Annotated in this window: 26 protein-coding genes and 1 tRNA gene; 8 read left to right on the forward strand and 19 right to left on the reverse strand. The window is 38.7% G+C overall.

All coding sequences use genetic code 11. The features are described 5' to 3' along the window. The first annotated feature begins 387 nt into the window (after positions 1–387). Both VMY36_02690 and VMY36_02695 read left to right on the forward strand, forming a co-directional pair. Positions 388–459, forward strand: a tRNA-Cys gene (locus VMY36_02690). An 87-nt stretch (positions 460–546) separates the two neighbouring features. Next, complete coding sequence (locus tag VMY36_02695; protein ID HUV42794.1) at positions 547–1,245, forward strand: M23 family metallopeptidase; 699 nt, start codon at positions 547–549, stop codon at positions 1,243–1,245. Here the strand turns inward: VMY36_02695 and VMY36_02700 are convergent. Next, complete coding sequence (locus tag VMY36_02700; protein HUV42795.1) at positions 1,238–1,903, reverse strand: VTT domain-containing protein; 666 nt, start codon at positions 1,901–1,903, stop codon at positions 1,238–1,240. The genes VMY36_02695 and VMY36_02700 overlap by 8 nt on opposite strands. Before the next feature lie 39 nt (positions 1,904–1,942). On the opposite strand from VMY36_02700, the gene VMY36_02705 reads away from it, so the two are divergent. After that, entirely contained in the window at positions 1,943–2,581 is a 639-nt protein-coding gene (locus VMY36_02705; protein ID HUV42796.1) for an HAD family hydrolase, read from the forward strand. Between the two features lie 26 nt (positions 2,582–2,607). Here VMY36_02705 and groL read toward each other — a convergent pair whose 3' ends face one another. Next, on the reverse strand, positions 2,608–4,242 hold the full coding sequence (gene groL, locus VMY36_02710; protein HUV42797.1) for a chaperonin GroEL: 1,635 nt from the start codon (positions 4,240–4,242) through the stop codon (positions 2,608–2,610). 2 nt (positions 4,243–4,244) lie between these two features. Next, the gene (locus VMY36_02715) at positions 4,245–4,541 is read right to left on the reverse strand and encodes a co-chaperone GroES (protein HUV42798.1); all 297 of its coding nucleotides are present in this window, start codon (positions 4,539–4,541) and stop codon (positions 4,245–4,247) included. 406 nt (positions 4,542–4,947) lie between these two features. On the opposite strand from VMY36_02715, the gene VMY36_02720 reads away from it, so the two are divergent. Beyond that, the gene (locus VMY36_02720) at positions 4,948–5,190 is read left to right on the forward strand and encodes a hypothetical protein (GenBank protein HUV42799.1); all 243 of its coding nucleotides are present in this window, start codon (positions 4,948–4,950) and stop codon (positions 5,188–5,190) included. A 138-nt stretch (positions 5,191–5,328) separates the two neighbouring features. On the opposite strand, the gene VMY36_02725 is transcribed toward VMY36_02720, so the two are convergent. The 8 genes from VMY36_02725 to VMY36_02760 form a co-directional block, all read right to left on the reverse strand. Beyond that, positions 5,329–6,012, reverse strand: coding sequence for a DedA family protein (locus tag VMY36_02725; GenBank protein HUV42800.1), 684 nt, complete (start codon positions 6,010–6,012; stop codon positions 5,329–5,331). Positions 6,013–6,017: 5 nt separating this feature from the next. Next, positions 6,018–6,638 carry a hypothetical protein gene (locus VMY36_02730; GenBank protein ID HUV42801.1) on the reverse strand — a complete coding sequence of 207 codons (621 nt, stop codon included), beginning with the start codon at positions 6,636–6,638 and terminating at the stop codon, positions 6,018–6,020. Further along, on the reverse strand, positions 6,638–6,829 hold the full coding sequence (locus VMY36_02735) for a hypothetical protein (protein ID HUV42802.1): 192 nt from the start codon (positions 6,827–6,829) through the stop codon (positions 6,638–6,640). Before VMY36_02735 ends, VMY36_02730 begins: the two co-directional genes overlap by 1 nt. Positions 6,830–6,878: 49 nt before the next feature. Next, the gene (locus VMY36_02740) at positions 6,879–7,343 is read right to left on the reverse strand and encodes a zinc ribbon domain-containing protein (GenBank protein HUV42803.1); all 465 of its coding nucleotides are present in this window, start codon (positions 7,341–7,343) and stop codon (positions 6,879–6,881) included. Positions 7,344–7,517: 174 nt separating this feature from the next. Next, positions 7,518–7,805, reverse strand: coding sequence for a hypothetical protein (locus VMY36_02745; GenBank protein ID HUV42804.1), 288 nt, complete (start codon positions 7,803–7,805; stop codon positions 7,518–7,520). A gap of 475 nt (positions 7,806–8,280) precedes the next feature. After that, positions 8,281–8,463 (reverse strand): hypothetical protein, encoded by a 183-nt coding sequence (locus tag VMY36_02750; protein HUV42805.1) that lies wholly within the window; start codon positions 8,461–8,463, stop codon positions 8,281–8,283. After that, on the reverse strand, positions 8,427–9,062 hold the full coding sequence (locus VMY36_02755) for a hypothetical protein (GenBank protein ID HUV42806.1): 636 nt from the start codon (positions 9,060–9,062) through the stop codon (positions 8,427–8,429). The genes VMY36_02750 and VMY36_02755 overlap by 37 nt, the downstream gene beginning before the upstream one ends. 2 nt (positions 9,063–9,064) lie before the next feature. Continuing rightward, on the reverse strand, positions 9,065–10,699 hold the full coding sequence (locus VMY36_02760) for an extracellular solute-binding protein (protein HUV42807.1): 1,635 nt from the start codon (positions 10,697–10,699) through the stop codon (positions 9,065–9,067). An 86-nt stretch (positions 10,700–10,785) separates the two neighbouring features. On the opposite strand from VMY36_02760, the gene VMY36_02765 reads away from it, so the two are divergent. Together VMY36_02765 and tsaD are read left to right on the forward strand one after the other, a co-directional pair. Further along, positions 10,786–12,537, forward strand: coding sequence for a VanW family protein (locus tag VMY36_02765; protein HUV42808.1), 1,752 nt, complete (start codon positions 10,786–10,788; stop codon positions 12,535–12,537). Between the two features lie 22 nt (positions 12,538–12,559). Then, positions 12,560–13,555 carry a tRNA (adenosine(37)-N6)-threonylcarbamoyltransferase complex transferase subunit TsaD gene (gene tsaD / locus VMY36_02770; protein HUV42809.1) on the forward strand — a complete coding sequence of 332 codons (996 nt, stop codon included), beginning with the start codon at positions 12,560–12,562 and terminating at the stop codon, positions 13,553–13,555. Here tsaD and VMY36_02775 read toward each other — a convergent pair. Beyond that, a complete protein-coding gene (locus VMY36_02775) occupies positions 13,542–14,099 on the reverse strand; it encodes a class I SAM-dependent methyltransferase (GenBank protein HUV42810.1) in 558 nt (185 codons plus the stop codon). The two genes, tsaD and VMY36_02775, sit on opposite strands and share 14 nt — an antisense overlap. 63 nt (positions 14,100–14,162) lie before the next feature. On the opposite strand from VMY36_02775, the gene VMY36_02780 reads away from it, so the two are divergent. Next, positions 14,163–16,373 (forward strand): valine--tRNA ligase, encoded by a 2,211-nt coding sequence (locus tag VMY36_02780; GenBank protein ID HUV42811.1) that lies wholly within the window; start codon positions 14,163–14,165, stop codon positions 16,371–16,373. Further along, on the forward strand, positions 16,340–16,951 hold the full coding sequence (locus VMY36_02785; protein ID HUV42812.1) for a hypothetical protein: 612 nt from the start codon (positions 16,340–16,342) through the stop codon (positions 16,949–16,951). The genes VMY36_02780 and VMY36_02785 overlap by 34 nt, the downstream gene beginning before the upstream one ends. 8 nt (positions 16,952–16,959) lie before the next feature. Here VMY36_02785 and VMY36_02790 read toward each other — a convergent pair whose 3' ends face one another. The 7 genes from VMY36_02790 to VMY36_02820 all read right to left on the reverse strand — a co-directional run bounded on the left by VMY36_02790 (position 16,960) and on the right by VMY36_02820 (position 25,008). Beyond that, entirely contained in the window at positions 16,960–17,706 is a 747-nt protein-coding gene (locus VMY36_02790; protein HUV42813.1) for a 50S ribosomal protein L25, read from the reverse strand. 56 nt (positions 17,707–17,762) lie between these two features. After that, positions 17,763–20,678: an NAD-dependent epimerase/dehydratase family protein gene (locus tag VMY36_02795; protein HUV42814.1), complete on the reverse strand. Its 2,916-nt coding sequence runs from the start codon at positions 20,676–20,678 to the stop codon at positions 17,763–17,765. A gap of 102 nt (positions 20,679–20,780) precedes the next feature. Next, positions 20,781–21,203, reverse strand: a complete 423-nt coding sequence (locus VMY36_02800; protein HUV42815.1) for a ribonuclease HI family protein — start codon at positions 21,201–21,203, stop codon at positions 20,781–20,783. Position 21,204: 1 nt separating this feature from the next. Beyond that, a complete protein-coding gene (locus VMY36_02805) occupies positions 21,205–22,527 on the reverse strand; it encodes a flippase (GenBank protein HUV42816.1) in 1,323 nt (440 codons plus the stop codon). Next, positions 22,527–23,762 carry an O-antigen ligase family protein gene (locus VMY36_02810; protein HUV42817.1) on the reverse strand — a complete coding sequence of 412 codons (1,236 nt, stop codon included), beginning with the start codon at positions 23,760–23,762 and terminating at the stop codon, positions 22,527–22,529. Before VMY36_02810 ends, VMY36_02805 begins: the two co-directional genes overlap by 1 nt. Then, positions 23,759–24,226 carry a R3H domain-containing nucleic acid-binding protein gene (locus VMY36_02815; GenBank protein ID HUV42818.1) on the reverse strand — a complete coding sequence of 156 codons (468 nt, stop codon included), beginning with the start codon at positions 24,224–24,226 and terminating at the stop codon, positions 23,759–23,761. Before VMY36_02815 ends, VMY36_02810 begins: the two co-directional genes overlap by 4 nt. Further along, positions 24,196–25,008: a YidC/Oxa1 family membrane protein insertase gene (locus VMY36_02820; protein ID HUV42819.1), complete on the reverse strand. Its 813-nt coding sequence runs from the start codon at positions 25,006–25,008 to the stop codon at positions 24,196–24,198. The genes VMY36_02815 and VMY36_02820 overlap by 31 nt, the downstream gene beginning before the upstream one ends. Positions 25,009–25,017 lie beyond the last annotated feature (9 nt).

Consider the following 25,017-nt stretch of genomic DNA (forward strand, 5'->3'; position numbering starts at 1 on the left):
TGGGACAGTTGAAAGTCTTTCCTATTCTTTTATCGACAAAGGCGTCAAAGAAGAATAGTTTATTTTTCCAGCACTCTAGTATCACCAAAGCCTTTTTGAAGGAGAGAAGGAGAAAATGAATAACGATATCAGTGATCTGACGAGGATACTGGTGTTGGGAGGCGGTGGAACATTCGTTCTCTGCGAAAGCCTTGTGATACTCGCTTGCATTGGACTCGCGGGGTGGTATGCTTCCGTCCGAGTCAAAACCTGACTCAGAAGAGAGCAATAATCACTGCCGAGGGCAAAGGGAGCCAACGCTGGTGGCGTTACAACAAAACCAACCGAGGCTCCTTTTTCTTGGCCAAAAATTGCTTTCTGAGCTCAGAAATGAGAAAATGTGATTGTGGCCCAGTACTCGAGTAGCTCAGAGAACTGTCTGCAAAACAGTTAACGCGGGTGCAACTCCCGCCTGGGCCTCAAAAAGTTGCCTTTTTGTGCTATAATATATGTAGATCCTCTCTCGTTTATCGGAGAGGATTTTTTGTGGGTAAAAACCTATAAAACATGAATCAAAACTACATTCTTAATCTAGGGAAACATCAAATTACGGTTAAATTTAACCGTAAGCGGGGTCGTCCTGGAAAAAGCCTTGTCTACCGTCTTGATGAATTTGTTTCCCAATTAATTAGCTTAACCGCTGATAAACGTTATTCTGGTCAGCCGATCAGCCGAGCGCTACGTTATGTTTTTGAAAACAAGCAAATTAAGAAAACTCTTGGTTTTAACCTAGCCATGTTCACCCTTTTAGCGGGAATAGTTATTCCTCCTATTTCTGCTTTTAACCCAGCTCAGCCAGTGGAAACAGCTACAGTGGTGGCCACTGATGAAGCTTTAGTAACCGAGAAATCAGTCCGAGTCCCCTTAGATTCTTTTGAAGTCTCTCAAGGCTATAATGGCCTTCACCAGGGAATTGACTTAAATGAAGTTGAGGGTGCTCCAATTTATCCTTTAATGGAAGGAAGAGTAGAAAGAGTTTTCTACACTCGTTTCTCTTACGGTAACCATATCCTTATTAACCACGGTTCAGGTTTTAAATCCCTTTACGCTCACTTAGCAAAAATTGTGGTTAAGGAAGGCGATGAAGTTGACAAAAACACGGTCATTGGAACCGTTGGTCACACTGGTTGGGCGACTGGTTCTCACTTACACTTAGAGGCTTATGACAACGGTCGAACCTTTAATCCGCTTACCATTCTTAAGTAATTTTTCCTTCCTTTCTCTTGGGCCATTTGTAAACAACCAAAGGAAAAACCAAAGCTAGAAGCCAGCCAAAAGGAGCTAAAAAAGCAAGGAAAATTGGCTTGATCGCTAAAACTTTATCTAAAAGATAAAGGTTCAAACCAATCATGGGAATGGCCGCAAAAACACTGATTAACAGATAAGGCTTGAATTTCATGGCTGTTAATCCAGCCGCATAAGAAACATAATCAGCTGAAGCCCCACCTAATAGCCGGGCAAGAAACAACATTTTCAAACCAATTATTTTGGTGACTTCATCAATTTTTTCCATCGTCTTTTTACCAACTAATTTGGCAACAATTGGTCGTCCCCAACGCTGGGCAATCAAAAAATTAATGGCTGAACCAACCGTATGGCTAATCAGAACATAAAAACAGGTTTGCCAAAAATCAAACAAAGCTAAACCCACTAACCAAAAAGGAATTGAAGTTAAGGGAGAAACAACAATCGATAAAGTAATCAGGACGATCAAAACCAGTGGTCCTAAAATTCCAAAGGAACGGACAAAACTTTTTATTTCTTCAATCTCAAAGCGATAAACATTTCTTTGAAGAAGATAAAGAGCCAAAATAATTAAAATAACAACAGTGATCAATAAAATTGCCTTTTTTCTGGGTTTCATAAGCCAATTTTAACACGGCAAAGATGGTAGAATTAAGTAATGAATCAAAAATTTACAGATATAAAATACTGCATTTGGGATGTTGATTTGACTTTCTATACTGTTTCTCCTCAAATGAAAAAGGAATTCAAGAATAAAATCTATGAATATCTTTCTCAAAAACTAAAAATCCCAATAGGTGAGGCTAAACAAAAATATGAGGAAGAACTCAAAAAAAGAAAGAGTAAGACAGCTACCCTAGAGGCATTTGGACTGGGAAAATATGCAATTCAAGAAGTTATTGATAGCATTGATAAAAATAGATATCTAAAAAAAGATCCGCGTCTCATTCAGTTATTCAAAAATTTAAAACATTACAAACACGCAATAGTTACTAATAGCACAAAAAACTCTGTAAATAAAACACTAAAGATTCTCGGATTAAAGAAAAGTTTCTTTGAGACAATAATAACTAAGGAAGATGTAAATCATTACAAGCCAAGCCCAGAGCCTTTTATAAAGATTGTGGAAATATTTAGAACCAAGGCTGAAAAATGTGTTTCAATAGGCGATGTCGATTACAGTGACATCATCCCAGCTAAAAAGTTAGGCATGAAGACTATTTTTGTTTGGGGGAAATCAAAATACGCGGATGAATCTGTATTGACTATTTACGAAGTTGAAAAATTATTGATGTAAAAAATAAAAGATAGGAAGTAACTGGCTTACATTCCCATACCGCCACCCATGCCGCCACCTTGAGGCATAGCAGGGATTTTTTCTTCTTTTTCCGGAATATCAGTCACTAAACCTTCTGTCGTCAAAATCATGGTTGCCACCGAAACCGCATTCTGGAGAGCAGTCCTAGTCACTTTCACTGGATCAATGATACCGGCCTTGATCATATCGACATATTCACCGGTTAAAACATTAAAGCCAATCCCCTTACCTTTTCTCTTAATGTTGGCCACAACCACGCCACCATCAGCCCCTGCGTTCTCAGCCAGCAATTTTGTGGGTGATTCCAAAGCCTTCCCAATAATTTCAGCACCCGTCAATTCGTCTCCTTTTAATCCTTCAGTTTTAATTGCTTTGGCCGCAGCCAGTAAGATGACACCACCACCAGGAACAATTCCTTCTTCAATAGCAGCTTTAGTGGCAGCGACCGCATCTTTAACTCTTTCTTGTTTTTCTTTCATTTCTGTTTCTGAAGCTGCACCGACTTCAATCACGGCTACTCCACCAGTTAATTTAGCCAATCTCTCTTCCAACTTTTCTTTATCAAATTCCGAGGTAATTCGGTCTAATTCTCTTTTAATCTGTTTTATCCTGCCTTCAATTATTCTTTTTTCTCCTTTACCACCAACAATCACGGTTTTATCTTTATCAGCCGTGACTCGATCGGCTCGACCTAAATCTTCAACCGTTACTTCCTCAAGTTTTCGACCAATATCTTCAGAGATGACCGTTCCACCAGTCAAAATAGCAATATCTTCAAGCATTTCTTTCCTACGATCGCCAAAACCCGGCGCTTCAACAACTAAGACATTAAAAGTACCGCGGAGCTTATTAACAATGATGGTTGCTAAAGCTTCACCATCAACTTCATCAGAAATGATAATCAAATTCTTAGAAATTTTAACTAGATTCTCAAGAAAAGGTAAAAGTTCTTGAAGCGAAGAAATCTTTTTATCGGTTAAAAGAATATAGGGGTCTTCAATTGTTGCTTCCATTGTGTCTGGATTAGTCACAAAATAAGGAGAAGTGTAGCCTTTGTCAAATTCCATGCCCTCTTTGTAATCGATTACCAATTCCAAGCCCTTACCTTCCTCGACGGTGACGACACCGTTAGGACCAACTTTTCTCAAAGCTTCAGTGATTTTCTCGCCAATTTCTTGATTTTGAGCGGAAATGGTGGCCACCTGAACAATTTTTTCGCTGTTATCTTTAACTGGTTGAGCCTGTTTCTCGATTGATTTGACCGCTTGTTCTGCTGCTTTTTCAATTCCCTTATTTAAAATCATTGGATTGGCTCCAGCGGTAATGTTTTTAATACCCTCTTCAACAATGGCTTGGGCAAGAATTGTGGCTGTGGTTGTCCCGTCTCCAGTCACATCATTAGTTTTTTCAGCCGCCTCTTTAATCAATTGAGCTCCCATATTCTCAAAAGGATCTTCAAGCTCAATTTCTTTGGCAACAGAAACACCATCATGAACCACCGAAGGAGCTCCCCATTTTTTATCCAAGGCAATATTCCGACCTTTAGGACCAAGGGTCGTTCCCACTGCCTTGGCTACAGCATCAATGCCTTTTTTTAATTTTTCCCTGGCTTCAGCTGAATATTTAAGTTGTTTTGCCATTTTTAGTTAACAATTGCCAAAACGTCTTCAAACTTAACAAAAATCAATTCTTTACCAGAAAGACCTAATTTAACTTCATCGCCACCCCATTTTTTGTAAATTACGGTCTGACCGACTCTAAATTCAGGTTTAATTTCTTTGCCGGAATCGGTTGTTTGAGGAGCGCCAATAGCGATCACTTTACCCCGTTGAGATTTTTCATCATGAGTATCGGGAAGAACAATACCAGTAGAGGTTCTTTTTTCCGCTTCCACTGGTTCAATTAAAGCATAACCGGCGGTTGGTTTAAGTTTGGGCATTGATGTTTTTTTATTTGATTTCGTCATCTCGGTGAATCTTAGCAAAAAAAATTATCACTTTCAAGTGACGATCGCTATTCTAAATACTGATAACAAACTTGTCAAGAGCTAATTAAATAGATTATCATTATCCTGAAGATGCGGAAGAAATTGCTCTTTTGGCATTTCAGGTTTCATCGAGGCGGGTGTTGAGAGTAAAAGATGTCTTCTCTCGAAAGAGGTTAAAGTAATGCTCCATGGCCGAGCATTACGGGAAGCTTTAACCTTCCACAAGAGAAACAAAATTTACTCTCTTTCCTCCCCCGCCTCTTTTCATAATTATCCCATAGTATTGACTTTTGCCTTATTTTATAGTATACTGCCCCAGCTTTCTCAGGGAAGCACTTTTCATTCTTGCGCACCTATCATGGAGAAAATCACCAAGGAGGAAAGAATGTCTATTCTCAATTGTGTCACCTGTCTCCTTGTACTTGGAACAGCTGTTTTTCTCTCAAAGGTGAGAGGAAAAAGGAGCATGGCGTTCCTTATCCTAGCCGGCTTTATTCTTCTCATCGCTCTGCTGAATAGTGGCGATTTTTTGATAAAAGTCGGCGAGTTGAGCCAGTCGGCTGGCAACTTCATACTAGGTGTCAGCCAAAAAGTACCATAAGCAATCCGCGCAAGAATGGAAAAGAAAGGCCTGTTAGAGGTAGAGATCTGGGTCAAAAGGCGCAGCAATATATAATTCATCATATATTGAACCCAGATAACTATCTCAGCAGGCCTCTTTTCTTGGTTAAAAAAGGAATTATTTCAAAATATTGTAAGCAGTCCAGATAATAATTAAGCCACCAATCATCACAAAAACCCAGTCTTTAAAGTTTATTTTTCTTATCCCTTTTCTAAAAATCTTGATGATTTTATAAACAAACCAGCCTAGAATTATTAAGGTGGTTGGCCAGGTAATTAAATCAACAAAAATCTCGACTTGGTGTCGGTAATTGCCTAGAAAATAACCTACTGATCCCCAAATTGAAACCCAAAAAATAATCGAGAAACTAATAAAAATTAAATACTTTTTATAGGGAACACCTAAAACTCCAGCCGCGGTAGAAACAAAAGTCGCAAAAGAAGGAATGACATGACCAAAAAAGAGAGCCTTTTTATTATACTTCTTCATGAGTTCCTCACCTTTTTTCAATCCCTTATCCATTCCCAACCAAAGAAGAAAACGATACCAACCATATTTCCCCAAAAAATAATTAAGATTATCACCAATAAACCAACCAATAACAGCCAAAATTAAAACATAAGGCAGAGAAAGAATTCCTTGGCGGGCGTAAAAAGTAGCCAAGAGAACAATAAAGGTTCCTGGTACTTGCCAAGAAAGACCAAAAATTGTTTCTAGAATAGAAAAAAGAAAAACAAGAGGATAACCGTAAACGACGTAATATTGTTCAAAAAAGGCAATAATCTCTGTACCCGAGGGCATAATCTTTACTCAATCCACTGAAAGCTTTCAGCTAGTTGAATAATAATAGGATTGTTAACTAATTGTTTTAAGTCTTTTTCCGGTGCTTCCTTGATTGGCGTCTGGATCACTAAAACATAACTGCCTTGCCTGAAAGCCACGGCTCCAATTCCTGTGGGTGTCAAACCTCCTTGAGGCAAAACGAATTGAAGGGCTTCCTGATTATTAATTTCCGTCTCTTGAGTCCAACTAACCCCATCACCAACATCAAAATAGCCCCGAACAAAACTCCCCAAGGAAATTGGTGAAGGCTGATCATAAATGTTAATAATATAAATTTCATCATCAGGATTTAAATTAATAGTGTAAAGGTGTTGTTGAGAAGGAGTAATTCGTTTTTCTTCAGGCAGATCCCAATCATTTAAATAAGCAATAGAAAAACCAAATTCCTCATTAGTGTAATTGGTGTAGTTTTGATCTTCTTTCGGTCCCAGGTTTACTTCAGGTGAATTAGTTTCTGTGGAAGCCCCAGAAGTAATGGCCGGTTTTTTAATTGAAAACCTGCCGGTAAAAATCGCCCAAAAGAGACCAACATTAACTAAAGCAAGAGAGGTTAAAAAAATTAAAACCAATCCTTTTTTATTCATTACTTCCCCTTACTTTTCAATTTCACAATTTCTTTTTTAATTTCCACAATCATACTCTCCAAAACTCTCATTTGTAAATCTCGAAATTCATTACCGTATCGAGCTGAGGCTACCTTATCACTTTTTTGAAGTCGACTATATTCCTCTTGATATTTTCCTAATTTCTGTTCAAGCTCTTCCAATTGATTCACAGGACAACTCTCCAACAAACAAAAACCTAAAAACTATTTCAAAAACAGATTATTCTGAGGTCGGTCCAGATTGTTCTTCCCCAGAGACAGGCTCCTCGCCTGCGATTGGTGAAGATACTGGTGTTTCTATCGGTTCAGGTTTTGGTGCTGGCTCTGTTGGCATCTCTGGTGCCGGCTCAGATGTTGGTATTGGTTCAGGTGTTGGTGTTGGTGCTGGCTCGGTTGCTAGTGGAGTGGTCGGTTCAGAGGTTCCTAATGCCGCACTGCCACCATCCCCTTTCCAAGCTGCCATACTACTCATTAATTGATCCGTTAATTTTTCTGCTTCTTCTTGAGTTTTACTCTGCTTCTGAATATAAAACTGAATCATCTTAGCTCGAACCTGGTCTTTTGGTAAGAGATTTCCTTGATCATCAGTACAATATTTGCAAAAAGGATTGTTGGCATCAACGCCACCATGATCCTCGAGTTTATCCATGGGCATACCGCATGATTGACAGTTCAGATTAATCACCTCCTTTCTTTTAATTTAAAACCAAAATAATAACAAACTTAACTAGAATCAATCCTAACATTAATGAAAATTAATTGGCAAGTCTCTAAAAGTGGAAAGGCTACCTGCTTCTTTGTCCCTAAGGACAAACAGGTAGCCTCTTTGGCTCTTTTCCTCCACGATTACTTGTTTCCTTCATGCTCTTGCCGACTCTCCTGCTGGTGCGGTCTTCCTCAGAAGAACAATCGTTGTTACTGCTCCGGAGAACATCCAGAAGACAATGAAACCCACCAGGTACAAACCTCTCGAGTTGCTTGGAGGGACACCCCATGTCGACTGAACAAGAGTCTCGAACCAAAGAGTACCCCCTATACCCGAGGCGATCCAGGCTACTGTTCCGAATAGAAAAGCAGTAGCATCTCTGTATCTTGAACCAAGAAAGCCACTGATCATCGATAGGCAACCCGTAAGAGTCCCTATCATCAGCCCTCCCAGGAGAAGGAGGAGATTGGTCGCCATCTGAGGTCCGGTCTGGTTGGTGATAATCGCCAAGGCGACTGGAACCGAACAATAGAGTGAGAAGAGGACTGGCTCGATGTATTTGAGCCGCCAACCGCTCGCTCTTTCGATCCGGTTACCTAGATCGATGACGTAAATCGCCACGTAGAACCAAACAGGACTAGCGATGACGAGGGAGATAACCAGATGGCGGGTTATGAGCCAAAAGACAAAACCCGCCAAGGTCGGTCCTCCAATCCAGATGAGTATCTCCCGTGCCAACGAACTCCGGGGGCCTTCGGTTAAGACGAAATAGATTAGCCAACCGAAGCCCAATACAGTTAGACCTACTATCGTCAAAACGAGCCAAACAGCCAACATCTCCGTCTCCCTCCTCTTCTTCTCTGTAATAGTGGAGTCAAAAAACCAGCTATCTTATAACATAAACTTTTAGGATAAGTCAATCAAGGCGAAGTTTTTTCAGTCTGCTTTGATATTCCTTTAAAACCCAATTTCTGGCATCTTGGGGATGAAAGCGAATCCGGCCGGCTTCAATCACCTCGGTTGTTCGCCGAGATTCCATATATTTTAACTGAGACCAGCGAGCTAGGGCTTCCAGTTTGGTAAAAATTGTTTCACCCATAAGTTTTTCTTGATAAACTGTTGATAAGTTTTGTCTTTATCCCAAAGAGGTTTTAACTGACAAACCTCATGAGCCGAAAATAAATCTCTTTCTTTCTTAGGAAGACTTAGATGGTCTTCATCTAAAAACATATTAGGGCAAATTTTATTTTTGATTTGATTAGGTTGGCGATAAAAACCAGTCAAACGTAAAAAAATCACTACCAATCCCCGACTAAGCCAGAGTCGGTTTTTAGTGGTAACAAAAAGTAGGTCAATATCATCTTCTTTGTCTGAATTTTCCATAGCTAAAGCACCAGTAACGGCAATCATTTTAATCGCAGGAATTAACTTTAACCAAGCCATTACTTTTTTGGCAATTTTCATTTTTTCTTGGCTCTGTTTCCTTCTTTTTTTACGTAAAGGAACTATTGTTTCCCCTCCTCTTAGAAAATAAAAATCACCTTTTTTGGCTACCAAAGAAGATTTTTCTAATTCTTGGTCAATCTTTAAAGGAAGAGACGAATCAGCCATTAAAAATTTAAGAATCTCTCCTTCTTTTAGAGGATAATCAAAAATGTCAGCGTAAGCCAAGGTTTTTAAAATCGCTTTTTTAACCATCTTTAAGGAGTCACGGCCGTTACCAAACCATATTGAGAGAGAAGTTGATTTATCCCTAAAGCCGCCGTGTCTAAAGCTTTGGTTGAATCTTGGCCTTTATTCACCGTATTAACCGCGTCTTCGAAATAACTGATTGTTTTGTCGTTAATGCCGTTATCATAGGTCCGAGAACAAAGATACCAGGTCTGGGCTTGAGAGGCTTGTTCAACAAAAGGAGTTACTAAAGGATTTGTTTTGGCCTGACTGGCCATTTCCACCCGAGAATAGGGTTCGCCAAAAAGACGAACCTTGGATTCGGCTTGATAAAGTTTCACCAGGGTTTCCTTACTGGAGAGATACTGAAGAAATTCCCAAGCTTCTTCTTTAAATTGACCTTTATTATTGACGCCTTCAACCCAGAAACTCGCCCAGCTAATGTTCGTGCCTGCTAACTGGGGTGCCTGAACCACCCCAAATTCTAAATTAGGATTAATATTCTTAATCTCGAAAATATCCCAGGAGTAGCCAAAATACATCGCCAGTTTTCCGTTGGCAAAAGCGAGCATCGAACTAGGTAAAGTTGAATCCCAAACCCGGTCTGTCCTACTGAAAATAGTATAAAAATCCAGAGCGTCTTCAGCTAAAGCGCCAGTGGGCTTGGCTAAATCTGCCTCATTCTGGAGCATCATTAAACCTAAAATATCTGACCAATGTTCAATATTATTGGTTGTCCCGAGGGCAACACCAGCGGTTTGGATTTTACCTTCTTCATCGTGAGTTGCTAATTCAATCGCTGTTTTTCTTAACTCATCCCAAGTCGCAGGTGGAACTTTGCCGGCTGTTTGAAAAATATCTTTGTTATAGAAAAGAGCCAGAGTATCAATCTCTAGGGGAATTCCCAAATAGCTTGAACCAGAACGAAGATTAGTCGCCGCGACCGGATAAAAGGTCGATTCGTATTGGGAGGCACTCATTACTTCAGTGGGTACCGAATCGAGCTGACCTTTAAGCATGGGTAACCAAGTGACGTGGAAACGAAAAATATCCGGTCCTTCACTTCGGGCAAGAGCTGATTGGAGCCGCTCCCGATATTGTTCTTTTGACTGCATCGAATAATTGACCTTAATACTAGGGTGGTCTTTATTCCAATCATCAATGACCTCACGCATGACTGATTCTGGTTCCCACAAACCCCAGTAAGTTAGAGTCACTTCTTTTTGTTTTTGAAAGCGTGGCAAGCCAAATTTAACCACTAAAAAAACAAGACCAATTACTACAATTAAACCTAAAATAATAGGCAAAATCTTTTTTAATCCCCCTAAAGGAGATTTACTTTGAGAGTGATAAGCTTGGACCGGACCCGAAGGCTCTTCTGGGATTTCTTCAGGAGGAGATTCAACTGGAGCTTCAACTAAAGGTGGAACATTAGGAATTGGTATTTCTACTGGCGGTGTTTCTGGTAAAGAGGGTTCGGTTGACAGATCAGTTTCTTCTGGAACTTCAGTCGTTTCGGGAATTTCAGTCATTGTCTCCTTCGGTAATTCTTCTGCCCCGAGTGCTGGAGTAATTTCAACTGCGGGTCTCTCTTCCTTCAAAGCTTCGGCTAAATCAGTCTCCTCTCCCGATTTTTCCTCTTCTCTTTGCCAGGGGGGCTTCACATTTGAACTTGAATCCGGAAATGGCTTTTCTCCAAAAGTTCGATCTTGGTTTGGGTCAGGCATATCTTAATGTTATCATATAAAAAATGAAGAACAAATTGCAAGCCATCCGTTTAAGGCTCTTATTCTCAATTATTTTGGCGATGATTGCCTTTTTGAGTTTGGTTTTTATTAGTTATCACCTTGCTTATTGGCAAAAGATTTATCCAGGCGTAACTGTCCTTGATCAATCTGTTGGTAACCAAAATTTAGAGACTGCTAATTTCACTATCAGCCGGATTATTAATCAAGCTAGCCCTAGTGCTAACTTGACCCTAACCCTAGAAGAACGAACTTGGTCGCTAGAATTAAGGGATCTCCAATACCAACCAGAAAAAACAGCCGAAAAAGCCTGGCAAATTGGTCGGAGCAACAATCCTCTGAAAAATCTCCAAGAAAAATATGAGGCCTGGATGGGTAAAATTAACCTTCCTTTGGAATATTCACTAGACAACGCTGTTCTTGATGAACAATTAGACCAAATCGCTGATCAGGTCTTTGTCCCGATGATCGAGCCGGCGATTAAAATAGACGCCCAAAAGCAAATTCAGATTGAACCTGGAAAATCAGGTTTAAACTTAGATAAAACCAGTTTATCTTCAACGGTTAACTCTCAATTAACTTATTTGAACTTTGAATCCATTGGATTGCTAACAATTCAGGCTTCTCCCCAACTAACTGAAAAACAGATAGAAGAAACTCGATCCCGAGCCGAAAAATTCCTTAATAAAAAACTCATCCTTATTAACAATGAAATGACTTGGGAATTAGATGATGAACAACTTATTCAACTACTTTCCTTTACTAATGGTTTCAACCAAGAAAAGATTGCCAGCTGGTCAGCCAATCTTGCTTCAGCCATCAACCATCCACCTCAAAACGCGGCTTTTGAGTTCAATCAAGGCCGAGTCACCCAATTTCGAGCCGCTAAAGATAGTCTCAATCTTGAAGAACAAAAAACCATTGATTTGATTGCTCATTCTTTAACCGAATTGGAAAATAATAAAGAAACAATCACGACTCAACTCCCGATTATCACCACGCCACCCCAAATTGCTACGGCCGAAGTTAACAATCTTGGTATTCAGCAATTAGTTGGTCGGGGTATCTCTTATTTCCGAGGTTCAATCAGTTCTCGAATTCACAACATCCAATTAGCGGCTTCGAGATTAAATGGCCTCCTGGTTGCCCCGGATGAAACTTTTTCCTTTAATCAATCCTTGGGTGAGGTTTCACCAACTACTGGTTTTCAACAAGCTTATATTATTAAAGAAGGTCGGACAGTTCTGGGCGATGGCGGTGGAGTTTGCCAAGTCTCCACCACTCTTTTTCGAGCCGCTTTAGATGCTGGCCTACCCATTATTGAACGCCAGGCTCATGCTTATCGCGTCGGCTATTATGAACAAAATTCGACCGTCGGTTTGGATGCGACCGTCTTTGATCCAACGGCTGACTTAAAATTTAAGAACGATACCCCCGCCTACTTATTAATTCAGACTCAAACTGACACTAAAAACCAAAAATTAACCTTTGAACTCTATGGAACCTATGATGGCCGAGTCACAACCATCTCCGAATCAAGAATTTGGGACCAAATCCCACCTCCCCCTGATCTTTATCAGGATGATCCTACTCTCCCGGCTGGCCGAATAAAACAGATTGATTGGCAAGCCTGGGGCGCGAAAGTTGCTTTTGACTATCGGGTTGAACATAACGGAGAAACTCTTCAAGACCGAACCTTTTATTCTAACTATCGTCCTTGGCAAGCAATTTACCTTCGGGGTACCGGCAATCAGTAAAATAAATTATAATAGCAAAAAAATGAAGATCTTAGGTATTGAAACTAGTTGTGACGAAACAGCGGCAGCCGTAGTCGAAAACGGCACTAAAATCCTTTCAAACGCAGTTGCTTCTTCGATCGAACTTCATCAAAAAACAGGTGGGATCATTCCCGAAGTAGCTGCCCGAGAACAAGTTCGGTGTATTATTCCGATTATCAAAGAAAGTCTCAAAAACAGTCAAGAAATTGATGCTTTAGCCGTAACTGTTGGCCCAGGTTTGATTGGTTCTCTTTTAGTCGGCGTCGAAACCGCTAAAACCTTAGCCTATGTTTGGAAAAAACCAATTATTCCCGTTAATCATCTCCAGGCGCACCTCTACGCTAATTGGTTAGAAAAAAAGAAACCTCAATTTCCAGCTATTGGTCTAGTTGTTTCTGGCGGCCACACTGATTTAGTTCTCTTAAAAAACCATACCAAAATAAAATGGCTTGGTGGTACCCGTGATGATGCGGCTGGTGAATGTTTTGATAAAACTGCTCGTCTTCTTAATTTAGGTTACCCTGGCGGTCCTAAAATCGCTAAATTAGCGGAAAAAGGTAATCCTCAAGCTTATGATTTACCCAGACCAATGATGAGACAGGAGAATTTGGATTGTTCTTTTTCTGGTTTAAAAACTGCGGTTATTAATCTTAAAAGAAAAGAGAAAAAAATTAACAAAGCTAACTTAGCCGCTTCTATTCAACAAGCAATTATTGATGTTTTGGTTAAAAAAACAATCAGAGCAACAAGAAAACACCAAGTTAAAAGTGTTCTTCTCGCTGGGGGTGTAGCAGCTAATAAACAATTGCGAGAACAAATGGAAGTCGAAATCTCTAAATTAAAACCCCGGGTTAAATTTTTTGTCCCCTCACCCCAACTTTGCACTGATAATGCTGCCTATATTGCTGCCCAGGCTTTTTTTAATTACCAACCTCTTCCTTGGCAAAAAATCCAAGCCAATCCTAGTCTCAGTATCGAAGAAGCTACTTCTTCTTAATTAAAAAAAGACCTAATTTGGGCAAAGCCAAACTGACTTCTAAGTTTAGGTTTTTAAGTTTAGTAGTCCACCAATTTGATTTTTTAACATTAACATGCGTTGAGTCTAAAAGATAATGCTTACCCTCAAAAGGATTATCTTTAACGCAGATTTGAAGTAAAACATATTTCTGAGAAACCCGCAAAAGTTCTTTTAAAGCAAAATCTGTCCTCTTAACTTCGATATGTTCCATTAAGGCTAGACAAGTTACTACTTCAAACTGACTGTTTTTAAAAGGCAGTTTCAAGATATCCCCTATTTGACACCGGGCTTGAACAATTGGTTTTGCTTTTACAAATCCTTGAGAACTAATATCCACACCAAGAGCTTCAATTTTCCATTTCAACGCCCATTTAACTAGCTTTCCCTCAGCACAACCCACATCAAGTAAATTTTTTGGTCTCAAGAATAATTTAATAAAAATGACATAAAAACAACTTTTAATCCCAGAAAAAAGAGGATTTCTTCTCTCAAAATAGGCTTGATTATAGCTTTTCCCTTTCACTATAAATAGTTTAGCAGGCTTGAGACCAAGAACAAAGTCAGCTATAATTAGTCCAGCAAGTTTATGGATAAAAATTACCAACCTCAAAAAGTTGAAAAGAAAATCTATCAATTTTGGGAAAAAAGTGGCTTTTTTACGCCTAAAATTGAACCCAAAAAGAAACCTTTTACCATTCTTCTTCCTTTGCCCAACGCTAATGATCCTCTCCACATGGGACACGCTATCTTTACGGTAGAAGATATTTTAACCAGGTATCATCGAATGTTAGGTGAACCTACCCTTTGGCTGCCAGGGGGTGATCACGCAGGAATTGAAACCCAATTTGTTTTTGAAAAAGAACTGGCAAAAAAAGGTAAAAGCCGTTTTGACTTCGATAGAGAAACACTTTACAGAATGATTGCCGATTTTGCAGAGAAAAATCGAGATATCAACAAAAAGGAATTAAGAAAGATGGGTTTTTCCCTTGACTGGACAAGATACCACTATAGTCTTGAACCCGAGATTATCGAGATTGTTTTTAAAACCTTCAGAAAATTACATCAAGATGATTTGATTTATCGAGGAGAGAGAATCGTTAATTACTGCACCCATTGTGGCACAGCTTTTTCCAATTTAGAAGTTAAATACAAAGAAAAGAGAGATCATCTTTATTACCTTGATTATGGGCCTCTTCAGATTGCCACTACCAGACCAGAGACAATTTTTGCTGATGTTGCTGTCGCAGTCCATCCCGAAGACAAAAGATATAAAAAAATTACTGGGAAAAAGGCTACTATTCCCTTAATTAATAAAAAAATCCCGATTATAACCGATAAGGTCATTGATATTAAGTTTGGTACTGGGGCTTTAAAAGTAACGCCTGGCCACGATCAAATTGACTTTGAGATCGGCCAAAGGAATAACTTAAAAATTATCAAGGTCATCAATCAAGAGGGAAAAATGATTAATCTTCCCAAAAAATACTTGGACATGAACATTAGTCAGGCTCGAGAAGAAACAGTTAAAGATCTGAAAAAAGAAAAAAAATTAGTAAAAACCGTACCTCTCAAGCATATGGTAAGTTTTTGTTATCGATGTGGGACCACAATCGAACCACTGACCATGCCCCAATGGTTTGTTAAAACCAAACCCCTGGCCAAGCCTATTATTAAAGCAGTCAAAGAGGGTAAAACTAAAATTGTTCCTAAAAAACGGTTCGAGAAAATGTACTTTGACTGGATGGAGAATATCTACGACTGGAATATTAGCCGGCAAATTGTTTGGGGACCAAGAATCCCTGCCTGGTACTGCCTAGACTGTAATCCCGAGATAGTCATCGATTTTCTCGACAAAAAAAATAAAAAGACCTCAGGTAAATATAAGGATTTAAAAGAAGTGTTCAGCTTTACTGAAATCAAAAAAGGCCTTCAACAATTAATTGCTCCTAAAGAGGCGTCTTATTCATTAGATAACCAGTTTTGCGAAAAATGTAAAGGTAAAAATATTCTTCAGGAAACAGACACTTTTGATACGTGGTTTCTATCTGGACAGTGGCCTATTTCTACCTTAGGTTTTCCTGATAGTCAAGATTTTAAGTATTTTTATCCGACTTCTGTCTTAGATACACTTTGGGATATTCTTTTTTTCTGGGTAGCGCGAATGATGATGCTTGGTTTTTACATGACCAAAGAGGTTCCCTTCCGCGTAGTTCATCTTCATGCGCGAGTGGTGGATGAACACGGACAAAAGATGAGCAAAAGCAAAGGGAATGTTATCAGCCCAACAGATATGATCGAAGAATATGGGGCCGACGCTTTAAGAATGGCCCTGACAGTTGGAGTTTCGCCAGGAAGTGACGTGGTTCTCTCCGATAATAAAGTTAGAGCCATGAGAAATTTTGCTAACAAAATCTGGAATGCCAGTCGGTTTATCTTATCCTACAAAGGAGAGGTTAAAAAAGACAAGAAAAATAAAGATGATCTGTGGATTTTAGGCGAATTGGAGAAAACTAACAAAAAAGTAACTAATCTAATTAATCGTTACCGTTTTGATCTGGCATCTGAAGAAATTTATCATTTCTTCTGGCATACCTTTTGTGATCAATATTTGGAAATGAGTAAAAAACGACGTGATGAAGCCCAGCCTACCCTGCTTTATACTCTGGAAACCAGTCTTAAACTCCTCCACCCTTTTATGCCCTTTATCACTGAGGAAATCTATCAACGTCTACCAAAACATAATCAAGCTCTTATTATCGAAAAATGGCCAAAATTCCAAAAGGACTCAAAAAAGTAAAAATTCAACCAGTTAAGCCCTGGTTCGCTAACAAGATTACTGAAGCCAGAAAGCTGAGTGAACATCGAGCGGCAAGGGCAGCCCGCCGCTGGGGCGCCCCTACGGGTGTGGCTATCCTAATTTTGATTATCCTTGGTTCTCTCTTTACTCCTAAAGATAATTTCCAAAAGGCTAAAGATAATCTCCTTAAAAACCCTAAAGATTTCCAAGCCCAGATTACCCTAGCGGAAACACTTCTCGCCAATAACCAATTTGAGGAAGCAGAAAAAACCCTTCTTTTAGCAGAAAGCCAAATGAAACAGACTAATGAACAAATTCTCGGTGAGCAAACTAATTTAAAACTCGAAGAACTTTGGCAGAAAAAATCTTACTCAGATCCAAATGATATTGAAAAACTCATTGCGGCTTGGGAAAAAATTATTGAAGAGAAATCTGATTACCGTGACGGTTATCTTCAACTCGCTTATCTTTATTATCAACTTTACGAGAACGAAAAAGCAGAAAAGTATCTTAAAAAAGCGATTGAGTTAGATCTGAATTATCAACCGGCAAGAGCGCTTGAGAAGTTAATCCAATAATCAATCTTTTATTTATTATCTGATTCTTGACTCTTTTCTTTTTTTGCTGAGGTTTCTGGTTCTTTAGAGGGTTGTTTTTCTTTTTCCTCTCCGACTGGTTGCTTGGTCTCTTCTTCAGATGGTTTCTCTTCAACTTCTACTCCGACTGAGACTTCCTCTTCAGGTGGCGGGGCAATTTCCTCCTCTTCCGCTAGTGGTTCAATCTTAGCTAAAACTTCTTTCTCTAAAACTAATATTTTGATTCCTTTTGGTACCTTTAGGTCGGCGACAGAGACAACGTCATCTACTTTTTCTAAACTCGAAACGTCTAACTCTAACTTATCGGGTAATTCAGCAGGTAAAGCTTCAACTTCTACTTCAGTTAAGGGCTGAATTAAAATCCCTATTTTCCCTTTAACGGCAGGCGCTTCGCCGACCAATTCAATCGGGACTTCTATAGTTACTTTCTCTTTCAAATCTACTTGATAAAAATCTACATGAAGGGGCCGATCGGTCACCGGATCGAGCTGAACATTATGAATTAGAATCGGACGAAACGTCTTTTCATCTTTGATCTTGAGTTTAACAATCCCTGTTTCTCCTGTTTCCCTATAGGTATCAAGGAATAACTTGAGGTTAAGCTGAACAGCTAAAGACTTGACCTTCTTACCATAAATATTCGCAGGTAATAAATCCCCTTTTCGCAAGGATTTAACTTTTCGACCAACAACTTTCCGTTTTTCGGCACTTAATTTTATTTCTTCTTTTTTCGCCATAGCAAGCTCCTATCTTAGCATCCTTCTCCGCTCAAAACAAGAGTTAAGGAAAACCCTCAAAAGGAAACCTCAAAAACTAAATCCTGATTGAATTGAGGAGCAAAAATCACTAATCCTGAAGCTAAGCTTGCTTCTGGACGAGTCGAAACTACGATCGTCCCTGATGGCGGAACTAACCAAAGATTAAAAATTTTATCCTCAATACCCGGTTGCTTTTGGAGGTAAAGTAAATACTGATTGCCAGAATCTGCGGGTAACTTGTCAGCTAATTGATAGCTTATCTCGACTGTCTTCTTAGTTTGAATCGGCACTTCCACTAGAAAACCAAAAGACGATTTTCCCTTTTCCTCAGTCTTATCAATTTTACCTTCATCGATTTCCTTTCCATCAATTACCACCCGCCTAAGCATTGTCTCCGGTGGCGTCAAAATCCGGAGATAATTCTTGTAATCCCCCGCTGGAAAAACTTCTGACTGACTCTGGTTATGGTAATCAATTCTTAAAACTTCTTCCACCTCTCCAGTCAAACTGAATTTAACCTGATGAGTTAGATTTCTCTTAACAAAATAGTTGGCTTTGTTGACACCATAATTAGATTCAACGATCATCAAATAATCAACCAAACACTTACCCTTCTCAGCCAAACAATTGACATTTCTTAATCCCCCATCCCAACTTAAATCAGCTAAAATTTTTGCCGCCTCCTGATTATTAAGGAAAATCAACAAATCCTTTGATTCGAGTGATTGATAGAAAGCCCGGCCGAGAGCCAACCATTTGTCACTCCCGGCTGTCCGAATTTCCTCAAAAAGAGCATTGGCTAAAGCTCCCAAAAAATCCCTTTTCTGAGTAGACCCGGGAAAGAAATTAACCTCAGAATAATATTCAGCTCTTTCAAAAAGGTTATCAGCATTAATTTCCTCCTGGTAATCAATTAATTTAACTGGTCCAATTGTTTGTAAAATACGCTGGGCTAAAAATAAATCAATGCCAATAACTCCATCCACTTTCCTGCCAATTTCCTTTTCTAAAAACCAGCTTGCCCGACTGGCAGAAACAGGAAAGTCCGGACTGAAATTAGAATCACGAAGATACCAACCGGCTTCACCAAGATAACGACGAATTGGTTCCGGCGGTTCAACATGGCCCTTAAGCTGACCGTCCGCAGAATAAACATCCAACACTTGAAAATCAATCAGCCTCCCCTCCTCTAAAGTCGCTAGAGCAAACGAACCGATAAAACCACCCGTTGGTCTCAATTCCATGTTATTTTGAAAGAGAATTAAATAAGTTTTCTTGGTATAAACGCCAGCTAAATCTGGCAATAACTTAACGCCTTCTTTGGCTTGTAAAAGCATTTCCCTAACAGACTTTAAGTTCTCCATTGGTTGATTATTAAATCTAGTAGCCAAGAATTGTTGGGCTCTGGGTTTTGATTTTAATTGGCCCTCAAGATAAGATAATTCACGATAGGCCGAATCAATCCCAGCACTAATTTCAAAAGATAATTCTTGAATATCAACCTTTTGATTTTGAAAAATCGTCTGACCAACCTGACTCATCTCTTGAGCGATTTCACCTAGAATAACGACACTTCTGCCGGCCTGCTGACCGAGAGTCAAGTAACCTTCTATTTTATTTTGAAGTTTTCTTTGCCCTACAAAAGTAAGCAAAGGTCCAAGCGATTGTAAGTTTCCTTGAGTCCGATTGAAATCTCTTTTAGCGGCATTAGCCGAGGCAGTCGTCTTAGTGAAATTACCAGCCAAAGTATTTTGATAGGCCGCATAGAGATTTTTAATCCCCAAAAGGCTATTGAAAACCAAAAGGCCTGGCAAAGAAAAAACAATAAGTAAGAAGATTAAGGTTAAACCAATAATTAATTTTTTCTGTCGGCTAATTGAAAAATTTTTCTTTTTCTTAACTTTCCTTTCTTTTTTCTCAGTCTTTTTTTCTTTATCCTCTTTATCTTCTTCCGTCTCTCTTTTAACTTCCTTTTTAATTCTTTCCCGAAAATAGGCCAAGGTCTGTTCTAAACCTCCACTTAAGTTAATTTTTGGTGTCCAATCTAACTTCCCTCCTTTACCCAAATCTGGCTCTAGTTCGAAAACAGGAAATTCTTCCTCAGCAACATATTCTATCTTCAAATTTTGACCAATAATATTTTGAAGTTGATGAGCCACTGATAAAACGGTTTCTTCCGTAGGATTTATGAGATTAAAGATTTTTCCTGAGGTGCCCGAGCTAAACATTGCTTTCGAAAGACCATAAACAACATCACTGATAAAAGTTGGTCTAATTCTTTGGGAACCATCCCCCGGGATAGCCAGAGATTCATTTTTAACTGCCTGTTTAATCAGTTGGGTTAAAATTCCTCCTTGCTCTAAATTCATCCTCGGTCCGTAGACCCAATTGAGACGAACAATTCGTGCGTCTATCTTCTCATTATCCATATATTCACTTACTAAGGCTTCGGCTGAACGCTTGGCTTCGGCAAAACTGGCCATTTTCGCTGCCGAACCTTGGCCAAAATAATCAATTAATTTTTGGGTTGAGATCTTGGCTTCAAAAACTTTGGGACTTGATCCAAGTAAAAATTTAGCCCCAGTTTCTTCAGCCAACTTTAGAAGGTTGATTGTTCCGGAGACATTGGTCAAAAAGGTCTCCAGAGAAAAATCACTTTCACCAACATAAGGATCAAGGGCGGCTAAATGAAAGATATAATCAAGGCGACTAGTTTCTAAATTGAGTGGTTGATTGAGATTTTGTTTTACAAAAATGAAGTTTTTGTTATTAAGAAGATTAGCAATGTTTTTTTTAGAGCCAGTGATTAAATTGTCAAGACAGATAACTCGACAATTTTGTTGGACAAGCAACTCGCTAAGAAAAGAGCCGATAAAACCCGCACCGCCTGCCACTAAAATCAGTGGTCTGTCTTGAATGTTATCTGAATTGTGAAAAGATTTTTGGGTCATTAATTTTCTTCACTATCATCATAACCCAAAAAAAAATTTCGTTCAACGAAAAAGCCCATAAGAAAAATTACTGTCCAGCACGTGAAAGAGTAGTTTAATATATTAAAGTAGTCTTTTGTTAAGAGTTTGATTGACTAAAGTATCAGCCAATGAATTTTCTTTCCTTGGAATTAATTGATAAGAAACACCTTTCTCTAATTCTCTTTCCAATTGACGAACTTTAATAACTAAGTTTCTCATTTTAACTTCTTTAACTTTGAAAAGGCCATTAAGCTGATTGACCACTAATTTTGAGTCAAGAAAAAATTGGACGCCACTAACCGAAAATTTGGATTTGTCCACTAACCATTTTAAAGCTTCAATTACTGCTTGATATTCTGCGACATTGTTAGTGGTTCTACCAATATATTTTCCTTGCTGATAGACAGTTTTCCCCATCTTGTCTTTAACAACAAAACCTATGGCCGCCGGGCCAGGATTGCCTCGGGATCCACCATCAGCGAAAACTAAAAAATCTTTTTTCATTTCAAAAAATCTTACCACGATTCTTAATAAATTCAACCACTGTTTTTGGAAATTGAATAGGTGAAGGAATAATTCCTAATAAGCGGAAAATAAAAATTGTTGTAATTAACAAAACAAGTCCTTCAGTAAAAATGGTTACGACCGCTGCCCCATAGTAAGAGAATTGAGGTATAATCAAAGCATTACTAACTACGTTAAAAATTAAAGCTCCAAAGGCAATGAAAAAATAACGACGCTGTTTTCCTAGGGCAACAATGGTATAGCCAGTTAGATGATTAAGATAGGCCAAGAAAAGAGCTATGGCTAATAATCTTAAAACAATGACAGAATCGCCAAATTCCGAAAAACGTTTCTGGGTGATCAATTTAACAGCCAAAGGGGCAAAAAACCAGACACTAATCATTGCCGTCAAAGACATTAATAATAAAATGTCAAAAGACTTCTGATAAATATTTTTTACTTTTTCTTTCCATTTATTCAAATCAGAATAGCGAGAGAGAACAGGAAGAAGAGCAATCATAAAATAAGCAGCTCCTAAAATTAAAACATCATAAATCCGATAGGCAGCCGCATAAATCCCTACTGCCCCACTGCCCTTAATTGAACCCAACATAACCGTATCAATTTTATTATCAATAGTAAAAATCAAAAGGATCGCCCCCATAGGGAAGGATTCAATTAACAATTGCTTGACAAATCCCCTATCGAATCGCCAATCAAATCTAATTGTCCTGGTAACTAAGAAAAAACCAATCACTATTCCTATCAAATTAGCCAAAACAATCGCCCCAATAAGTGGGATTAATCCTTGGCCTTGCTGGACCAAGAGAAAGCTGATTAACAAAATGAGAATACTGGTTACCAAATCAATTACGGTTTGTTTTTGGAGTTGTAATTTAGTTTGGAAAATAACTAACAAAGAGGCTTTGATTGTATTGAGAATTAAAATCAAAGAACCAAGCATAATTGCTTGGCGAACAATTAATGGTTGGTTTGTTTGAAGAGGAATAATAACCGCAGCGCCGACCATGATTAAAGCTGCCACTAAGGAAAAAAACATTCTTACTAAAAAGATATTAGCTAAAACTCGACCCTGATCTTTTCTTTCTTTGACTGCCTCACGGGCACCAATCGTAGCTGTTCCCCAATCGGCAAAAGCCCCAAAGATAATTGCTAAGGCAACCACATACATGTAGTTACCAAAACCTTCAGGTCCTAGATAACCAGTCAAAAGAATGGTTACCAATAAACCAAAAAAAACGGTAATCGCTTTAGTCCCAATCTGGACAGCTGTGTTAAAAGCTACTTTCTGAGAGAGATTCATTATTCCCATGATAAACCAAAAACTATTGCCAATAAAAGCTGAGATTGTTGAAGAGTAAACCAATAATGATCAAAAAGACCTAATGACAAAACAACACTGAGAGCCAAAATTAATTGCCAGGAGCTAGTTGTCAATAACCTTCTAAAAGTTAAACCGAGAAGCCAGAAGAAAATCAAAAGCCCAACGAAACCAGTTTCAGCTAAGATAAGTAAATAAATATTATGGACTGGCTGCAACCAGTAAGTTGTTCCAAATTGCTGCCAATAAAAAGGCAATTGGGGAATAAAATTATTAAAACCAATACCTGAAAGGGGATTAGCTCGTATCATTTTAATTGCCACTTGGGCTAGAGAAAAGCGCTGCCAAACAGTCTCCCTACCAGAGAGTGGTAAAGCGATCTGGTAGTAAAAACCACTGATTAAGAGCAGACTAATAATGGTGATTATCACTAAAACTGACTTTCTCCTTTTTTGCCACTGATTCTTAATCACTAATCCTAGGCCAACTAAAATACTTATTAGCCAAACAGAGCGAGAAAAAGAAAAAATAATGGCGACCCCACCTAAAATTAAGGCAAACCAGGTAATCACTTTTCTAAATCCTTGCCTTCTTATACCTAAGCCAATTAAAATCATTGAAACCAAAATAAAACCTGCCAAAACATTAGGATGGGGAAAAGTAGCGTAGGGTCGAAGAATTAAACGGCCACCAATAATGGTTTTGGCAATTCCGGGCGTAATCAAACTAAAGTTCCTTTCTCCCAACCACCAAAAAAGACCACCAACCGTCCCCTGTTTAATAAATTGGGTTAAAGTAATTAAAGCACTATAAATTATTGCTCCGCTTAAAGGAAGAATAATCTCGTTTATTTTATATTGTTCTTTGAATACATAGAATCCAAGAAAGACAAACTCAATTACTTTAGCCAATTTGAAAATAGCCGCTTCTTTATTAGGAGCCAAAAGGGCATTGACCAAAAGAAAAAGAAAAATTGCTAAAAACCACCAATTATTTTTCAACCAATCGACAGCTTTTTTTAATCTTAACGGAGATCTCGTCTCAATCAACCAGAAAAGAAGAATAACAAAAACTAGCAAGTCAGTTAAATAAATAGTTGGGGATAGATAATCAATCGGTAGACCTAAAACTTGGGTCCATTCCGGCCAGAAATGGCGACCGAGCTGAATGGGCAATAAAAAAACTAAAAGCCCAAACAAATAGCGATGTAATTTCATAGCTTAGGCCGAACCACCACATACCGATTCCGGCCTTCTCCTTCAGAAACCGTTTCGATATCAGCCTCATCCGCTAGAACTAGATGGATTATTCTCCTTTCAGAAGCAGGCATTGGTGGTAAAGATTGAGCCTCTTTAGAAAAACGCGCTTTTTGAGCCGCAATCTTAGCCATCTTCTCTAAAGTCTCTTGTCTTCTCTGACGGTAATCACCAACATTAACTGTTATCTTCACCCACTCTTCTCTTTTTCGATAAATAATCATGGCCACTATCCTTTGAATTGCCCTTAAGGTTTCACCATGATAACCAATAAGAATACCAGGATCATTGGTCTCTAGTTGAATCTGGTAGAGTTCTTTATCTGAACTAACATCTACTTCTGCTTCAACCCCAAGAAGGTTAAGGAGATTTTTAACAATTTCTTTGATTTCTGTTATTTTTTGATCTTTAGTTTTTTGAGCCATGGTTCAACGCCGCCCCAACCGCCAATGAAATATTGTTGGATAATCATTATCAGCGAAAAGGCAGACCAATAGAGAACCAAACCAGAAGGAAAAGAATAACCAATAAGAATCGTCAATAAAGGAAAAAGATAGGTCATTTGAGTTTGCATTGAAGTCGCCATATCATCAGCTTTACCTGGCGTTTTGGCTGCTTCTTTTTGGGCAGTGGCTAAAGCCGGCATCATCATTTTCGAAGAAATTAACTGCGACAAAGCAGCCGCTAATAAAAAGAAACCTGGCAGGGGAAAAGGCAAACCAGCGATTGGGAAAACATCTGGTTTCGCCAAATCTAAGTACAAAAATTTCGTATTGATGACTGTTTCTACTGGCAACCGTAATTGGGAATAAAGGATTTCGTTAAGTTTTTGAATAACATCTCCATCAATCCTTAAAACCTGGATAAAAGCTTGATAAAGAGCAATTAAAACAATCAATTGAATAATTTGGGGAAAACAGCCAGCAGCCGGATTGGCTCCGTGTTTTTTATAAAGATCCATTTGGGCTTTGGTATAAGCTTGTTTATCCTTACCATATTTCTTTTTAAGCTTTTCCAGCTCAGGCGCGAGTTCTTTCATTTTATTAGTCGCTTTCATTGAAGATTGAGTTAAAGGTAAAAGAAGGAGGCGAATCCCAACGGTCAAAACAATAATTGCCAGACCAAAATTATGGAAAAGTAACTGGTAAAGAAAAATCAAAGCGTTAACCAGGGGTTGATATAAAAGCAAGTGCCAGAGTTCTCTCATTTTAAATTT

The sequence above is a fragment of the Patescibacteria group bacterium genome (assembly GCA_035529375.1).
Lineage (GTDB): Bacteria > Patescibacteriota > Microgenomatia > PFEM01 > JAHIFH01 > DATKWU01.

Bases quoted from the DNA above. Each gene is read 5' to 3' on its own strand.
- VMY36_02700 (HUV42795.1), bottom strand. From the start codon at position 1,903: ATGAAACCCAGAAAAAAGGCAATTTTATTGATCACTGTTGTTATTTTA.
- VMY36_02820 (HUV42819.1), bottom strand. From the start codon at position 25,008: ATGAGAGAACTCTGGCACTTGCTTTTATATCAACCCCTGGTTAACGCT.
- VMY36_02730 (HUV42801.1), bottom strand. From the start codon at position 6,638: ATGAATAAAAAAGGATTGGTTTTAATTTTTTTAACCTCTCTTGCTTTA.
- tsaD (HUV42809.1), top strand. From the start codon at position 12,560: ATGAAGATCTTAGGTATTGAAACTAGTTGTGACGAAACAGCGGCAGCC.
- VMY36_02720 (HUV42799.1), top strand. From the start codon at position 4,948: ATGGAGAAAATCACCAAGGAGGAAAGAATGTCTATTCTCAATTGTGTC.
- VMY36_02810 (HUV42817.1), bottom strand. From the start codon at position 23,762: ATGAAATTACATCGCTATTTGTTTGGGCTTTTAGTTTTTTTATTGCCC.
- VMY36_02790 (HUV42813.1), bottom strand. From the start codon at position 17,706: ATGGCGAAAAAAGAAGAAATAAAATTAAGTGCCGAAAAACGGAAAGTT.
- VMY36_02745 (HUV42804.1), bottom strand. From the start codon at position 7,805: ATGATAGGGACTCTTACGGGTTGCCTATCGATGATCAGTGGCTTTCTT.
- VMY36_02815 (HUV42818.1), bottom strand. From the start codon at position 24,226: ATGGCTCAAAAAACTAAAGATCAAAAAATAACAGAAATCAAAGAAATT.
- VMY36_02795 (HUV42814.1), bottom strand. From the start codon at position 20,678: ATGACCCAAAAATCTTTTCACAATTCAGATAACATTCAAGACAGACCA.
- VMY36_02695 (HUV42794.1), top strand. From the start codon at position 547: ATGAATCAAAACTACATTCTTAATCTAGGGAAACATCAAATTACGGTT.
- VMY36_02805 (HUV42816.1), bottom strand. From the start codon at position 22,527: ATGAATCTCTCTCAGAAAGTAGCTTTTAACACAGCTGTCCAGATTGGG.
- VMY36_02750 (HUV42805.1), bottom strand. From the start codon at position 8,463: ATGGGTGAAACAATTTTTACCAAACTGGAAGCCCTAGCTCGCTGGTCT.
- VMY36_02725 (HUV42800.1), bottom strand. From the start codon at position 6,012: ATGCCCTCGGGTACAGAGATTATTGCCTTTTTTGAACAATATTACGTC.
- groL (HUV42797.1), bottom strand. From the start codon at position 4,242: ATGGCAAAACAACTTAAATATTCAGCTGAAGCCAGGGAAAAATTAAAA.
- VMY36_02705 (HUV42796.1), top strand. From the start codon at position 1,943: ATGAATCAAAAATTTACAGATATAAAATACTGCATTTGGGATGTTGAT.
- VMY36_02715 (HUV42798.1), bottom strand. From the start codon at position 4,541: ATGCCCAAACTTAAACCAACCGCCGGTTATGCTTTAATTGAACCAGTG.
- VMY36_02785 (HUV42812.1), top strand. From the start codon at position 16,340: ATGGCCAAAATTCCAAAAGGACTCAAAAAAGTAAAAATTCAACCAGTT.
- VMY36_02755 (HUV42806.1), bottom strand. From the start codon at position 9,062: ATGGTTAAAAAAGCGATTTTAAAAACCTTGGCTTACGCTGACATTTTT.
- VMY36_02780 (HUV42811.1), top strand. From the start codon at position 14,163: ATGGATAAAAATTACCAACCTCAAAAAGTTGAAAAGAAAATCTATCAA.
- VMY36_02765 (HUV42808.1), top strand. From the start codon at position 10,786: ATGAAGAACAAATTGCAAGCCATCCGTTTAAGGCTCTTATTCTCAATT.
- VMY36_02800 (HUV42815.1), bottom strand. From the start codon at position 21,203: ATGAAAAAAGATTTTTTAGTTTTCGCTGATGGTGGATCCCGAGGCAAT.